The organism is Variovorax sp. 10N432, assembly GCF_056394465.1.
Genome location: NZ_JBFTHX010000017.1, coordinates 77,119 through 91,089 on the forward strand (window position 1 = coordinate 77,119; position 13,971 = coordinate 91,089).

Annotated in this window: 16 protein-coding genes; 7 read left to right on the forward strand and 9 right to left on the reverse strand. The window is 69.5% G+C overall.

The genetic code is table 11. The features are described 5' to 3' along the window. Nucleotides 1–15: 15 nt before the first annotated feature. Nucleotides 16–1,023: an NAD(P)-dependent oxidoreductase gene (locus tag AC1DF3_RS20340; protein WP_478140662.1), complete on the forward strand. Its 1,008-nt coding sequence runs from the start codon at nucleotides 16–18 to the stop codon at nucleotides 1,021–1,023. Between the two features lie 9 nt (nucleotides 1,024–1,032). Here the strand turns inward: AC1DF3_RS20340 and AC1DF3_RS20345 are convergent, their stop codons facing one another. The 7 genes from AC1DF3_RS20345 to AC1DF3_RS20375 are packed head-to-tail and all read right to left on the reverse strand — an operon-like array spanning nucleotide 1,033 to nucleotide 7,636. After that, nucleotides 1,033–1,998: a PDR/VanB family oxidoreductase gene (locus AC1DF3_RS20345; protein ID WP_478140663.1), complete on the reverse strand. Its 966-nt coding sequence runs from the start codon at nucleotides 1,996–1,998 to the stop codon at nucleotides 1,033–1,035. Continuing rightward, nucleotides 1,995–3,089: a Rieske 2Fe-2S domain-containing protein gene (locus AC1DF3_RS20350; protein WP_478140664.1), complete on the reverse strand. Its 1,095-nt coding sequence runs from the start codon at nucleotides 3,087–3,089 to the stop codon at nucleotides 1,995–1,997. The genes AC1DF3_RS20345 and AC1DF3_RS20350 overlap by 4 nt, the downstream gene beginning before the upstream one ends. Nucleotides 3,090–3,130: 41 nt before the next feature. Further along, entirely contained in the window at nucleotides 3,131–3,844 is a 714-nt protein-coding gene (locus AC1DF3_RS20355) for an ABC transporter ATP-binding protein (RefSeq protein WP_301814283.1), read from the reverse strand. Next, entirely contained in the window at nucleotides 3,841–4,587 is a 747-nt protein-coding gene (locus AC1DF3_RS20360) for an ABC transporter ATP-binding protein (protein WP_286536004.1), read from the reverse strand. Before AC1DF3_RS20360 ends, AC1DF3_RS20355 begins: the two co-directional genes overlap by 4 nt. Continuing rightward, entirely contained in the window at nucleotides 4,584–5,591 is a 1,008-nt protein-coding gene (locus tag AC1DF3_RS20365) for a branched-chain amino acid ABC transporter permease (RefSeq protein ID WP_286536005.1), read from the reverse strand. The genes AC1DF3_RS20360 and AC1DF3_RS20365 overlap by 4 nt, the downstream gene beginning before the upstream one ends. Beyond that, nucleotides 5,588–6,445, reverse strand: coding sequence for a branched-chain amino acid ABC transporter permease (locus AC1DF3_RS20370; RefSeq protein WP_478140665.1), 858 nt, complete (start codon nucleotides 6,443–6,445; stop codon nucleotides 5,588–5,590). Before AC1DF3_RS20370 ends, AC1DF3_RS20365 begins: the two co-directional genes overlap by 4 nt. Before the next feature lie 15 nt (nucleotides 6,446–6,460). Further along, complete coding sequence (locus tag AC1DF3_RS20375) at nucleotides 6,461–7,636, reverse strand: ABC transporter substrate-binding protein (protein ID WP_478140666.1); 1,176 nt, start codon at nucleotides 7,634–7,636, stop codon at nucleotides 6,461–6,463. A 171-nt stretch (nucleotides 7,637–7,807) separates the two neighbouring features. Between AC1DF3_RS20375 and AC1DF3_RS20380 the strand changes: the two genes are divergently transcribed. The 4 genes from AC1DF3_RS20380 to AC1DF3_RS20395 all read left to right on the forward strand — a co-directional run bounded on the left by AC1DF3_RS20380 (nucleotide 7,808) and on the right by AC1DF3_RS20395 (nucleotide 11,166). Continuing rightward, nucleotides 7,808–8,410, forward strand: coding sequence for a MarR family winged helix-turn-helix transcriptional regulator (locus tag AC1DF3_RS20380; RefSeq protein ID WP_286536009.1), 603 nt, complete (start codon nucleotides 7,808–7,810; stop codon nucleotides 8,408–8,410). A 67-nt stretch (nucleotides 8,411–8,477) separates the two neighbouring features. Further along, nucleotides 8,478–8,711, forward strand: coding sequence for a DUF2789 domain-containing protein (locus tag AC1DF3_RS20385; RefSeq protein ID WP_286536010.1), 234 nt, complete (start codon nucleotides 8,478–8,480; stop codon nucleotides 8,709–8,711). A gap of 111 nt (nucleotides 8,712–8,822) precedes the next feature. Then, nucleotides 8,823–10,034 carry an alanine transaminase gene (alaC, locus tag AC1DF3_RS20390; protein WP_478140667.1) on the forward strand — a complete coding sequence of 404 codons (1,212 nt, stop codon included), beginning with the start codon at nucleotides 8,823–8,825 and terminating at the stop codon, nucleotides 10,032–10,034. Between the two features lie 91 nt (nucleotides 10,035–10,125). Continuing rightward, complete coding sequence (locus tag AC1DF3_RS20395) at nucleotides 10,126–11,166, forward strand: VWA domain-containing protein (RefSeq protein ID WP_301814273.1); 1,041 nt, start codon at nucleotides 10,126–10,128, stop codon at nucleotides 11,164–11,166. Nucleotides 11,167–11,208: 42 nt separating this feature from the next. Here AC1DF3_RS20395 and AC1DF3_RS20400 read toward each other — a convergent pair whose 3' ends face one another. Further along, entirely contained in the window at nucleotides 11,209–12,192 is a 984-nt protein-coding gene (locus AC1DF3_RS20400; RefSeq protein WP_286536016.1) for a formylglycine-generating enzyme family protein, read from the reverse strand. A gap of 202 nt (nucleotides 12,193–12,394) precedes the next feature. On the opposite strand from AC1DF3_RS20400, the gene AC1DF3_RS20405 reads away from it, so the two are divergent. Beyond that, nucleotides 12,395–12,808, forward strand: coding sequence for a hypothetical protein (locus AC1DF3_RS20405; RefSeq protein ID WP_478140668.1), 414 nt, complete (start codon nucleotides 12,395–12,397; stop codon nucleotides 12,806–12,808). 6 nt (nucleotides 12,809–12,814) lie between these two features. On the opposite strand, the gene AC1DF3_RS20410 is transcribed toward AC1DF3_RS20405, so the two are convergent. After that, on the reverse strand, nucleotides 12,815–13,261 hold the full coding sequence (locus AC1DF3_RS20410; RefSeq protein ID WP_286536119.1) for a universal stress protein: 447 nt from the start codon (nucleotides 13,259–13,261) through the stop codon (nucleotides 12,815–12,817). Nucleotides 13,262–13,394: 133 nt separating this feature from the next. On the opposite strand from AC1DF3_RS20410, the gene AC1DF3_RS20415 reads away from it, so the two are divergent. Continuing rightward, nucleotides 13,395–13,967, forward strand: coding sequence for a methyltransferase family protein (locus AC1DF3_RS20415; RefSeq protein ID WP_478140669.1), 573 nt, complete (start codon nucleotides 13,395–13,397; stop codon nucleotides 13,965–13,967). The last annotated feature ends 4 nt before the right edge of the window (nucleotides 13,968–13,971 follow it).

Sequence of the window (13,971 nt, forward strand, 5' to 3'; positions counted from 1 at the left end):
ATGGGTACCGCTTCGATGACTTCGACTTCTTCCTCGATGGTGGCCGGCAGCGACGCCGCCCGCCCCCGCATCGGCTTCATCGGCCTCGGCGTGATGGGCGGGCCGATGGCCGGGCATCTCGCCAAGGCCGGCTATGCGGTCTCCGTCTTCGACACACTCGCGAGCGTTTCGCAGGCGCTCGCCGAATCGCAGGCCGGCATCAGCGCGCGCGCGACCACGGCCGATGTCGCTCGCCACAGCGACATCGTCGTCACCATGCTGCCGAATGGCCGCGTGGTGCGCGAGGTGGTGTTCGCGAGCGACGGCCTGCTGTCCGGCTGGCAGCCGGGCGCACTCTTGCTCGACACCTCGTCGGCCGAGCCCTGGATCACGCGCGAGACCGCGGCGCGGCTCGATGCCCACGGCATCGCGATGGTCGACGCGCCGGTCTCGGGCGCGGCCTGGGGCGCGCAGGCGGCCGAGCTGGTCTTCATGGTTGGCGGCGCGCAGGCGGCGGTCGACCGGGTGCGTCCCCTGCTCGAAGTGATGGGCCGCGCGACCTTCCACCTCGGCCCTCTCGGCGCCGGCCACACGATGAAGTGCCTGAACAATCTCGTCACCGCAATCACGCTCACGGCCACGGCCGAAGGCCTGGCGATCGGCACGCGCGCCGGTCTCGATCCGGCCGTGATGACCGAGGTGATGAACGAAAGCACCGCCGGCTCGTGGATCACGCGGACCCACATCCACCAGCGCGTGCTGAACCGCAGCTTCGACGATCCGTTCAAGCTCGAACTGATGCTAAAGGACATGGGCATCGCGGTCGACCTGGCGCGCGAACAGGGCCTGCCGGCGCCGATCAGCAGCGCCGGCCAGCAACTGTGGCAGGCCGCGAGCCTGGCGCGCGGACCGGGCGTCAGCGTGAGCGAGCTGGTGCGTTGGGTCGAGACCCAGATGCAGGTCGAGATCCGCAGTCCGCAAACAGAGGCAGCGCGGGCGCCGGCTACTTGCTCGCCGTCTCGATCTTGGCCCAGCCAGCCCTGATCCGCGTGCTCAGAGATCGAGCACCAGCCGCTGCGACCTCGAGCGCGAGCAGCACGGCGTGAACTGGTCGTTGGCGGCCTGCTCGTCGGCCGTGAAGTAGACGTCCTTGTGATCCGGAACGCCTTCGAGCACGCGCGTGATGCAGGTGCCGCAGACCCCCTGCTCGCACGAGGTCGGGACCTCGATGCCGATCCTGCCCAGCGCCTGCACCACGGTCTCGTCCTTCGCCACCGCCACCACCTGGCCCGAACTGGCGACCTGCACCTCGAAGCCGTGGTCGTTCGCGCGGTCGACCGGGCCGGCAGCGAAGAACTCGTAGTGGAGCCGCGTCTCGGGCCAGCCCTGCGAGCGCGCCTCGTTCAATACGGCGTCCATGAAGCCCTTCGGCCCGCAGACATACAGGTGGGTGTCGCCCTCCTGGCGCGCGACGAAGGCCGCCAGGTCGAGCTTCTGCTCTGGCGGGCCGTCGTCGAAATGATGGTGGACGCGAGACCCGAACCGGCCATCGGCGATCCGTTCGCGGAACGCGGTGCGCTCCGGCGAGCGGGTGCAATGGTGCAGCTCGAAATCGGCGCTCGCCGCCGCCAGCCGTTCGGCCATGCAGAGGATCGGCGTCACCCCGATGCCTCCCGCGAGCAGGACGCTGCGGCGAGCCTCGTGCGCCAGCGGAAAGTGATTCCGTGGCGCGCTGATCTCGAGCTCGTCGCCGACCCGCACACGCTCGTGCATCGCCTTCGAGCCGCCGCGCGTCGCCGAGTCCTTCAGCACCGCGATCAGGTAGCGGTGGGTCTCGGACGAATCGTTGCAGAGCGAATACTGGCGCACCAGTCCGTCCCCCACCTTGACGTCGATGTGCGCGCCGGCCGAGAAGGCGGGCAGCGCCCGCCCGTCGGCCGCGACCAGCTCGAAGCTCGCGATGTCCCTGGCTTCTTCGCGCCTGGCGCTCACCCGGACCCTGAGCGTCGCGGTCGTCATCCGGCCACCTCCTCGGGCCGGACGTCCGCCAGCAGCCGCTCCACGATGCGGCGGGCCCGGTTGGCGCCGGCATCCACGTGGATGTCCATCCACGAATTGCGATCGCCGAAATCGGCGATGTTGCGGTACTGGTCTTCGATGACCACCCGGTCTTCGTCGAAGGTGTAGGCGGTCTGCTCGACCACCGTGTCGATGTTCTCGGGCATGTCGGGGTGCTTGTTGCTGGCCATGCTCCAGAAGTAGTGGCAGGTGTCTTCGGTCTCCGGCGTGATGCCGTGGAAGCCGCGCATGTGGAACCCGCCCCGCCGCGGATCGTCGATGGCGCCCGATCCGGGCTCCATGGCCCCGGTCCAGATCGCCAGGTGCGACACGTGGAACTCGATCTCCTGCCAGCGGTCGCAGGTGTCGCCGAAGGGCCAGGCGGCGCGGTAGGTGGGGGGTGGCGTCGAGCCGGGCATCAGGCGGACCACCTTGACCGTGTCGCCGTCCTGCGTCACCTTCATCGGCGCGTTCATGTGCAGCCGCGCATTGCCGCCGATGGTCTTGAGGTGGACGTACCCCAGGTGGCTCAGGTCGAGCAGGTTGTCGTGGATCAGCTGCCAGGGCGCCTTGTAGTGGTACATGCCGCTGCCGAACTTGTAGCGCGGATCGTCATGGTGGGGGTAGTCGGGCGGCTCCACGGCCGGGGCCGAGTCTTCGTCCCGTGGCATCCAGATCCAGACGATCCGGTCCTTCTCGACCACCCGGTAGGACCTCACCCTGGCCTTGGACGGAATGCGCTCCTGCCCGGGGATCTCGAGGCACTGTCCGCTGGGCGCATACAGCAGGCCGTGGTAGCCGCAGCGCACGCCGTCGGCTTCCACCGTGCCGCACGACAGCGGCAGCGAGCGATGGCAGCAGCGGTCTTCGAGCGCGGCGATCTCGCCGCTGCCGGTGCGAAACAGCACCACCTTCTGGTTCAGGAAAGTGCGGCCGATCGGCTGGTCCTGGAGCTCCGACGAGAAGCCGGCGACGTACCAGCGGTCGAGCGGAAAACGGGCGACAGCGCCGCTCTTGCGGATGCTGCCGATCGGGATGGAGGCGGTGTTCATGCAAATCTCCTGAGATGGGTTGGGATGGGAGTCGACGCTGCTCAATGCACGGCCATGCCGACCCACCGGTCGAGCGTCTCGGTGTCGCGCAGCAGGACCTGCGCATCGCTCTCGTGGACGACCGTGCCGTGGTCGAGGACGAGCGCCCGACGGGCATACCTGAGGGCCTCGTCGACTTGCTGCTCGACGATGACGACGGCGATGCCGGTCTCGCGGCTCATCGCCTGGAAGGCGTTCAGCAACTCCTGGCGGATGAGCGGCGCCAGCCCTTCGAGCGGCTCGTCGAGCAGGATCAGCCGGGGTCGGCCCAGCAGCGCGCGAGCCACCGACAGCATCTGCTGCTCGCCGCCGGACAGCTGCGTGCCGCCGTTGCGCCGCCGCTCGGCCAGCCGGGGGAACAGCGCATAGGCCTCGTCGACGGCGCTGCGCGGACGGTGCTTGAGCCCGGCCAGCAGGTTCTCCTCGACCGTGAGCGACGGAAAGATGTCGCGCGTCTGGGGCACGTAGCCCAGGCCGCGCCGGGCGCGCTGGTGGGGGCTCAGGCGCGAGATGTCTTCGCCCAGGAACTCGATGCGGCCGCCGGCCAGCGGCACCAGGCCCATGATGGCGCGCAAGGTCGTGGTCTTGCCCACCCCGTTGCGTCCGACCATCGCCACCCGCTCGCCCGGCGCCACGGCCAGCGACAGGCCGTCGAGCACCGTCGTCGGGCCGTAGCCTGCCTTCAGGCTTTCCAGTTTCAGCATCGCTTCGGTCATGCGGGAGTCCCCAGGTAGGCGGCCCGCACCTTCGGGTCGCGCCGGATGTCGTCGGGGCTGCCGTCGGCCAGCACGGCCCCCTCGGCCAGCACCACGATGCGGCTGGCGAAGCGGAACACCAGGTCCATGTCGTGCTCGATGATCAGCACGGCCAGGTCGCGGGGCAGCGAATCGAGCGCCGCGAGCAGCCGCGCGCCATCGCCCCTGGGCACCCCGGCCATCGGTTCGTCGAGCAGCAGCACCTTCGGACGCAGCGCGAGCGCCAGTGCCATCTCGACCAGCCGCTGCTCGCCGTAGGCCAGGTCCTCGGTCGGCGTGGCGGCATGGGCGCGCAGGCCGAAGCGCTGCAGCAGCGCCTGCGCCTCGGCGTTCAGCGCCGGATAGGCGTCCACGCTGCGCCAGGCACGGCCGCCCAGGCCCTCGCGCTCGAACAGCGCCATCTCGATCTGCCGCTGCACCGGGAGCTGCGGCGCCAGCGTCGTGATCTGGAAGGTGCGCGCGAGGCCGAGTCGAACGCGCTGGGCCTGCCCCAGGCGGGTGACGTTCTCGCCGCGCAGCCAGATCTCGCCCGCATCGGACCGCAGTACGCCGCTGACCTGGTTGACCAGCGTCGTCTTGCCGGCGCCGTTCGGGCCGATCAGGGCCAGCCGGTCGCCGGCGTGGAGCTGGAACGACACGCCGCGCGTGACGTGCAGGCCGCCGAAGCGCTTGTCCAGATCGCGGATGTCCAGCAGCAGGCTCATGATGCAGCTCCCGCGCGGCGACGCAGCCAGCCCCAGGCCTTCGCCGGCGAAACCAGCACCACCGCCATCAGCATGAAGCCCACCACGAACAGCCAGTGGTACGGATTGATCGAGGCCGCCGTGTGGTGCAGCAGGGTGAACACGACCGCACCGACGAGTGCGCCACTCAGCCGCCCGGCGCCGCCGAGGATCAGCATCACCAGGGCTTCGGCCGACAGCGCGAAGGACAGGCTGTCGAGACCCACGATGGCGTTGGTCTGCGCCGACAACGCGCCGGCCGCACCGGCGATCGCACCCGCGGCGGTGTACATGGCGAGCAGCCGCCGGTAGACCGGCGTCCCCAGCGCCGCCATGCGGGCCCGGTTCTCGTGGATGCCGCGCACGGCCAGGCCGAAGGGCGAGTCCACCAGGCGGCGCGCCACGTAGTACAGGAGCACCAGCACGGCCAGCGCATAGAAGGCGGCGACGCGGCCCTCCAGGTCGAACGCGAAGCGGCCCAGCAGCGGCCCGACCGTGAAGCCGGACAGCCCGTCGTCGCCACCGGTCCAGTCGCGCGCCTTCTGTGCCAGGCTCAGGACGATCTGCGCCACGGCCACCGTCAGCATCAGGAACGTGAAGCCCCGGTAGCGCAGCAGGAAGGCGCCGCTGGCGAGCGCCAGCAGGCCGCCGGCGCCGATGCCGATGGCCAGACCCGCCAACGGGTCGGGCATCACCTTGAGCGCGAAGATCCCGGCCGCGTAGGCGCCGGTGCCGAAGACGGCCGCATGCCCCAGGGTCGCGAGTCCGGCCACGCCGACCACCAGGTCGAGCGACAGCACGAACAGGGCGGCGACGAAGATGCGGGTCATCAGCCCCAGTTGCTCCGGCAGCAGCGCACAGGCCAGCGCGCCGAGCGCCAGCACGATCAGGGGGGCGCGCCAGGCCGGCCGGCAGCGCGGCGCGGCGGCGTGCCGCGCTTCGGATGGGGCCTCGGCCGGCCCCTGCAGCGTGGTGGAGGTGTTCATCGCTTGAGCAATCCGTCGGGACGCCAGGCCAGCAGCGCCGCCATGGCCAGGAAGAAGAAAAGGCTGCCCCAGTCGGAGGCGAGGTACTTGCTGGCGGTCTCGATCAGGCCGAGCACGACCGCCGCCGCGAGCGACCCTGCGATGCTGCCCATGCCGCCCACGGCCACCACCACCAGCACCAGCACGAGGTACTTGAGCGCGTAGTACGGCTCCAGCGGCATCAGCTCGGCACCGAGGATGCCGCCGAAGCCCGCGAGCGCGGCGCCGGCGGCGAAGCTCGCGCACTGCACGACGCGGATCGGGATGCCGAGGCTGGAGGCCGTGCCGCTGTGATCGACCGCGGCCCGCAGCCAGATGCCGAAGCGGGTGCGCGCGACGGTCCATGCCGCCGCGCCCGCGACCGCCAGTCCGGCGCCGATCACCAGCAGGCGCTGCGCCGGCAGGGTGCGAAAGCCCAGGTCGACCGAGCCGGCCAGCCCGGGCGGCAGCGGGATCAGTTGCACCTGCGGACCCGCCAGCGCGTTGGTGGCCGCGATCAGGAAGAAGCTCAGTCCGATGGTGAAGAGCACCTGGTCGAGCTCCTTGCGCCGGTACAGGTGCCTGAGCACCAGCAGCTCGAGCACGGCGCCCAGCGCCGCGGTGGCGATGACGGCCGCCGGCACCGCGAGCCAGAAGTTCCATTGCGCCTGGCGCACCAGGAATGCGGCGCAGTAGCCGCCGACCATGGCGAAGGCGCAATGGCTCAGGTTGATGAAGCGCATCAGGCCGAGCGTGAGCGATAGCCCGACGGCGATGACGAACAGCACCATGCCGTAGGCCAGCCCGTCGACGGCGATGTTGAAGAGGACGGTCATGTCAGGGCAGCGGGCTCACTGGGCGAGGCCGTGGTCGACCTGCGGACCGAAGCTCTCGACTTCCTTGTTGACCAGCACCCCGCCGACCTTCTCGACCTGGCGCAGGTACACGTCCTGCGTGATGTGGCGGGTCTTGCCGTCGATGCGCACGGGTCCGCGCGGGCTCTCCCACTGCAGCGTGCGCGCGGTGGCGATGGCCTTCGGACCATCCTTCCGGCCGCCGGTGGCCTCGATCATCTTCTGGATGACGTGCATGCCGTCCCAGGCGCCGACCGAGGCGTAGTTGGCGGCGGCGCCCGGATCCTGCTTCTTCAAGGCGGCCACGAAAGCCTTGTTGGCGGCCGAGTCGTGCGCGCCCGAGTAGTGGAAGGCGGTGGTCAGCCCCACCGCGCTGTCGCCGAATTTCTGCAGGTCGAACTCGTCGGTCTCCGCGGTGCCGAGAAAGCGCACGCCCGACTTGGCCAGTCCGTTCTCGTTGTAGGCCTTGATGAAGCCCAGGTTGGGCGGGCCGCCGGGCAGGAAGGTGTAGACCGCCTGCGCCCCGCTGGCCTTGATGCGCTGGACGAAGGGATTGAAGTCGGTGGTCGCGATCGGCATCCGGATCGACTCCACCACCGTGCCGCCCTGCCTGGTGAACTCGCTCTTGAACGCGGCCTCGGCGTCCAGCCCCGGGCCATAGTCGGTGACCGCCGTCACGACCCTGGCGATGTTCTGCTTCGCCGCCCACCGGGCCAGCGGCACCGTCACCTGCCACAGCGTGTAGCCGGTGCGCACGAAGTAGTCGGATTTCTCGGTGATGGACGACGTGGCGGCGTTGAAGATCACCGTCGGCGTCTGCGACTGCTGGATCAGGGGAGCCACGGACAGCGCGTTGGGCGTGAAGACGAAGCCGCCGAGGTAGTCGACCTTGTCCTTGACGATCAGCTCCTGGACCAGGCTCTTGGTCTGGGCCGGATTCGGTCCGCCGGTGTCGCGGTAGATCAGCTCGACCTCCCTGCCGCCGAGCTTGCCGCCCTGCCCCGCCACATAGGCCTCCGCGGCCGCCTTGAACAAGGCGCCGTAGTGGGCGAACGGCCCCGAGAAGGGGCCGACGATGCCGATCTTGACGCTCTGGGCCTGCGCTGGCGCCGCGGCGAGAGCAAAGGACGAAGCAGCGAGGGCGCAGACGAGCGCGCGGCGGGACAAGGGCATGTGGGGTCTCCTGATGGGATGGGCGTGCAAGCGGGGCGTCGGATCGGCTGCCCCTTGGATGGTTGGCGTATCAATTAGTTGATATGCCAACTAAATGGGGTTTTCCCTGCCTCGGCGCCGACCCGCATGTTCCAATCGCAACGACATCCAAGACAACCAAGAGGGCCATCCATGTCTGCCAGCAAGCGCTTGGCGAAAGCATCGAACACCACGGCACGACGCCCCCCGCGGGCATCGCAGGCCGAAGCCGACACGCCGGACATGGGCGCCGGCGGCGAGGTCGTGGACCTCGAGCGCTACGTTCCGGCGTTCCTGACATGGATCGCCAACAAGCTGTCGCGCGGTGCCTCCCAGCATTACCTGCGCGTGTTCGATGTCGGCATCGAGACCTGGCGCTGCATGGTGCTGCTGGCCACCGAAGGCTCGATCTCGGCCCAGCAGGTGTCGCGGGTCATCGGCATGGACAAGTCGTCCGTCAGCCGCTGCTTCAAGAGCATGCAGGAGCGCGAACTGATCACCCTCGAACTCGATGCCAAGGACGGCCGCTTGCGCATGGCGACCCTGACCCCGAAGGGACGCCGCCTGCACGACCAGATCGTCGGCGTGGCGCTCGAACGCGAGCGCGTCTTCCTGTCCGTGCTGAGCGAGGCCGAGCACGAGACGCTGATCCGGCTGCTGAAGCGCCTGCACGAAAACCTGCCGGAAGTCGAGTCGGCGACCGAGCGCTATGTCGCCCAGCGCTTCGCCCGTGCCGACAAGCACAGCGGCGCCTGACAACGCGCGCAACGCGGGCCGCACTTTGCGCTATGGTTCGGGCAACGACCTCACGGACTCGCACGCCATGGACCTCAGCAACCACACCTTCCACAGCCTGTTCGATCAGCTCGGGCTTCCCAGCACGGAGTCAGAGATCCAGCGCTTCATCGCCGAGCACCGGCCGCTGAGCGACGCGGTGGCCTTGGCCGACGCGAGCTTCTGGACGCCCGCCCAGGCCCAGTTCCTGCGCGAGGAGATCCGCGAGGATGCCGACTGGGCCGAGGTGGTCGACCAGCTCAACCTGGCGCTGCGCGCCTGAGCGGTCCGCTGGTTTCAGGGCGCCGCTGACCTGCGGCTATGATCGAATCGGGCCGCCACATGGCGGCCTGCGTCGCTCGGACGGTTCCGGGCGCTTACGTGAGATTCAACCATGTCCTCTTCTGTCGGCAAGCGCCGCTTCGCGCGCATCGACCGCCTGCCCCCCTACGTCTTCAACATCACGGCCGAGCTGAAGCTCGCCGCCCGCCGCCGCGGCGAAGACATCATCGACCTCAGCATGGGCAACCCCGACGGGGCCACGCCGCCCCACATCGTGGCGAAGCTCACCGAGGTCGCCCAGCGCCCCGATACGCATGGCTACTCGGCCTCGAAGGGCATCCCGCGGCTGCGCCGCGCCATCTCGCACTGGTACCAGCAGCGCTACCAGGTGGAGATCGATCCGGACACCGAAGCCATCGTCACGATCGGCTCCAAGGAAGGGCTGGCCCACCTGATGCTCGCCACCCTCGATCGCGGCGACACGGTGCTGGTGCCCGACCCGAGCTATCCGATCCACATCTACGGCGCAGTCATCGCGGGTGCCGACATCCGCTCGGTGCCGCTGGTGCCGGGTGTCGACTTCTTCGCCGAACTCGAACGCACCATCCGCGGCAGCTACCCCAAGCCCAAGATGATGGTGCTGGGCTTTCCGTCGAATCCCACCGCGCAGTGCGTGGAGCTCGACTTCTTCGAGCGCGTGATCGCGCTGGCCCGCAAGCACGACATCTTCATCGTCCACGACCTCGCCTACGCCGACATCGTGTTCGACGGCTGGAAGGCGCCGTCGATCATGCAGGTGCCCGGCGCCAAGGACATCGCGGTCGAGTTCTTCACCCTCAGCAAGAGCTACAACATGGCCGGCTGGCGCGTCGGCTTCATGGTCGGCAACCCCGATCTGGTGGCCGCGCTGGCGCGCATCAAGAGCTATCACGACTACGGCATGTTCACGCCCTTGCAGGTGGCCGCGATCGCGGCGCTGGAGGGCGACCAGGCCTGCGTCGGCGAAATCGCCGCCAAGTACCAGGCCCGGCGCGACGTGCTCCACAAGGGCCTGACCGAAGCCGGCTGGGAGGTCGAGCTCCCCAAGGCCTCGATGTACATCTGGGCCCGCATCCCGCCCGCGTACCGCGAACTGGGTTCGCTGGAATTCGCCAAGCGCCTGCTCGAGAAGGCCAAGGTCTGCGTCTCCCCCGGCATCGGCTTCGGCGACCACGGCGACGACCATGTGCGCTTCGCGCTGATCGAGAACGAAGCCCGCATCCGGCAGGCCGTGCGCGGGATCCGGGCGATGTTCAAGGCCGACGGGGCGACGCGGGCGGCCTGAGGCGACGGACGGGCGCCGCGGCGCGGTTCTTGCGAAACCGCGTCCGCGCGGGCACGATAGTGCCGCACCGCCCAACTCCAAGGCGCCGCCGATGTCCTTCCTCTGGCCCGATTGCCTCTGGTTCCTGCCGGCGCTTGCGCTGCTGCCGGCGGCCTACGTCTGGCTGCTGCGCCGCCGCAGCAAGAGAGCCTTGCACTACAGCAGCCTGGCGCTGGTCCGCAACGCGCTGGCAGGCCGCAACTGGCGGCGGCACGTGCCGCCGGCGATGTTCCTGCTGGCCTGCGCGGGTTTGCTGCTCGCGGCGGCACGGCCGGTGGCGCGCGTGCCGCTGCCCTGGGCACGGTCGTCGATCATGCTGGCCATGGACGTGTCGCTCAGCATGCGCGTGAGCGACGTCCTGCCGACCCGGCTCGCCGCCGCGCAGGAATCGGCGAAGCTGTTCCTGCGCGAACTGCCCAAGGACATCGAGGTCGGCCTCGTCACCTTCGCCGGCAGCAGCCAGGTGGCGCAGCGGGCGACGCTGGACCGCGCCAGCCTCGTGACGAGCATCGACGGCTTCCAGATGCAGATGGGAACCGCGGTGGGCGATGCCATCGTCCTGTGCCTGGCGGAGCTGTTTCCGGAGCAGGGCATCGACCTCGGCGAGATGACATTCGGCAGCCGGCCGCGCGGGCGCAGCCTGGACGAGAAAGCGAAGCCGCCGCCCCGGCAGATCACGCCGGTGGCGCCGGGCTCCTTCGATTCCGCCGCGATCATCCTGCTGAGCGACGGCCGCCGCACCACCGGCATCGACACCCTCGAAGCGGCGAAGATGGCCGCCGATCGCGGCGTCCGGATCTATGTGGTCGGGCTCGGTACGGTGGACGGCGACACCGCCACGCCCGACGGCCTGGCGATCTACATGAAGCTGGACGAGCCGACCCTGCGCGAGGTGGCACGGATGACCGGCGGCGAGTACTTCCATGCCGGCACCGCGGAGGCGTTGCGCAGCGTCTACGAGAAGCTCGGCTCGCGCGTCCAGGTGCTGACCCGCGACACCGAGCTCACGGGCGTCGTGGCGCTGGTCTCGGCGGTGGTCGCGATCGCGGCGGCGGCGCTGTCGCTGCTCTGGTCCGGAAGCCGGCTGTATTGAACGCGATCGACGACCCCGCTGTCGCGGCAGCCACGCCCCTTCCTACAGGGCGCGCTCCTCGCGCACGATGCAGCGGAAGCCGAGGTGGGAGGTCATGGTGTCGATCGGCTGCGCCATCCGGGCTGCCGGGCGGTAGCGATGGCAGTAGTTCGGCGCGCACAGGTGCGAGCCGCCCTTCATGACCCGGCGCGGGATGCGCGGCTCGGGCGATCGCGGGTCGTGGCTCGCGTCGGCCGTGCCGCCGCGCGGGTTGTCCATCGTGCAGCAGGCGTGCTCGATCTTGCCGTGCTCCTGGTACCAGTCGGTGGTCCATTCCCAGACGTTGCCCGCCATGTCGAACAGGCCGTAGCCGTTGGGTGGGAACGAACCGACCGGCGCCGTGCCCTCGTAGCCGTCGACCAGCAGGTTCTGCCAGGGGAACTGGCCCTGCCAGGTGTTGGCCATGTGCTTGCCGCCCGGCGTGAACTCGTCGCCCCAGGTGTACTCCGCACCGTCGAGGCCGCCGCGGGACGCGAATTCCCATTCGGCCTCGGTCGGCAGGGCTTTGCCGGCCCAGGCCGCATAGGCCTCGGCGTCCTCGAAGGCGACATGCACCACCGGGTGCTTCCAGAGCCCCTGCAGCGAGCTGCCGGGACCGCGCGGATGGCGCCAGTCGGCGCCTTGCTGGTAGGTCCACCAGTTGTGGACGTTGCCCATGTCGACCGGCCCCGCGGTCTTGCGGAAGACCACCGACGAGGGCACCAGCATCGCCGGGTCGGCACCGGGATAGTCTTCCGCCCGCGCCGGCTTCTCGGCCAGCGTCACGTGGCCGGTGGCGTCGACGAAGCGCTTGAAGTCGGCGTTGGTCACGGCGTGGGTGTCGATCCAGAAGCCCTGGACCGCGACCTTGTGCGCGGGTGCCTCTTCGGGATAGTGACGGTCAGATCCCATGAGGAAGGTGCCGCCCGGTATCCAGGCCATGCCGGGCGCGGGCGGCTTGACGCCGGTGGCCGGCGTCGGGGCGAGAGGCGTGTTCGAGGTGTCCATGCGTCTTGGGTCGGAGGATGGGTCGCCCGCATGATAGGCGGGCCCAAGGCCCCTGACCATCGCTTTGCGCGCGCCGTCGACGCCTCTGCTGTCAGCGAATTCCTACGCCGCAACAATGGCGTTGACGCACCCCTGCCGCGCCGGCATGCTCGACCGCCTTGACCCGCGCGCGGGTGAAGCCGGCAAGCCACGGAGTCAATGAATGAATGAAATGCAGGAGGTGCTGCACCGCGTCTGGACGGATCTGCTCTCGCGTCCGAGCGGGCCCGAGTCGTTCCGCTTCATCTTCCAGCCGATCATGGCGGCCGTGGTCGCGACCCTCGACGGCGTCAAGGATGCCCGCGCCGGCCGCACGCCGTACTTCCGGGCCCTGCTGCGTGATCCGGCCCAGCGCGGCGCCCGCCTGCGCGAAGGCTTCAAGGCCACCTCGCGCATCATCGCCCTGGGCTTCGCGCTGGACGCCGTCTACCAGTTCAAGACTGTCGGCACCTTCTACCTCGGCGAGGCGATCGTGGTCGTGTTCTTCCTGGCGTTCCTGCCCTACCTGCTGGTGCGCGGGCCGGCGGACCGCATCGCCAGGTGGTGGCTCGGCAGGAAGGCCGCGAGCAAGACATGAGAGCCTTCAGCGCAGCACCAGCACCGGTATGCGCGAGTGCGTCAGCACCTGCAGGGTTTCACTGCCCATCAGCAGGCGCTGCACGCCGCGCCGGCCGTGCGAGGCCATCACGATCAGGTCGCAGTGGTGCAGGCTCGCGGTCTCGATGATGGCCTCGGAGACCAGCTCCGACTGAACCACGACCGCGCGCGTGTTCTTCACGCCCCTGGCATCGGCCGTGGCCTTCACCGCGTCGACCACGCGCTGCGCCTCGAAGTTGAACTGCTCGCCCAGGCGATCGGCATCCGCCTGGTCGAGCAGCACCGATCCTTCGAAGTAGCCGGTGGGGTCGCGGCGCACCACTTTGATGGCGACCAGCTCGGCCTGCATCAAAAGGGCCAGATCGATGGCGCTGTGGACCGCCAGCTGCGAGAGCTCGGAGCCGTCGGTGGCAACGAGGATGCGTTCATACATGGCCATGACCTTGCCTCCCGGGCAGGGACACCCGCCCGCGGGTCCCAGCGTACCGCGCGCGGCCTCGGCGAGCAAGGAAAGCGGCCGCGAAGGGGCAGAATCAGGCCAGGAGAGTTACCAGCTGGCGTTTCCCATGCTCCTCGTCTATCGGTACCTGTTTCCGGCGATGTGGCTGAGCTGGGCGCTCTATTGGTGGGTGATGTCGCGCGACGTCAAGCCCACGGTGCGCCGCGAATCGCCGGGCTCCCGGCTGCTGCACATCGTCCCCCTGGCGCTGGCCATCGGCCTGCTGTGGCGCCCGAATGCGCCGATCCCGCTGCTCGATGTGCGCATCCTGCCGCGCGCCGCATGGTCCTTCTGGACCGGCGCGGCGGTCACGCTGGCGGGCCTGCTGTTCAGCGTGGCCGCGCGCGCGTACCTGGGCCGGAACTGGAGCGGCACGGTGACACTCAAGCAGGACCACGAACTCGTCACCGGCGGCCCCTATCGCTTCGTCCGCCATCCGATCTACACGGGCCTGCTGCTGGCGTTCCTGGGCTCCGGCTTCGCACGCGGGGACCTCGGTGGCGTCGCCGCGATCGCGCTGGTGCTGTGGGCGTTGTGGCGAAAGCTGCGCATGGAAGAGCGCTGGATGCGCGAGCAGTTCGGTGAAGCCTACGTGGCCTACAGCCGGCGGGTGGCGGCGCTGGTTCCGTATCTGCTGTGAGGGA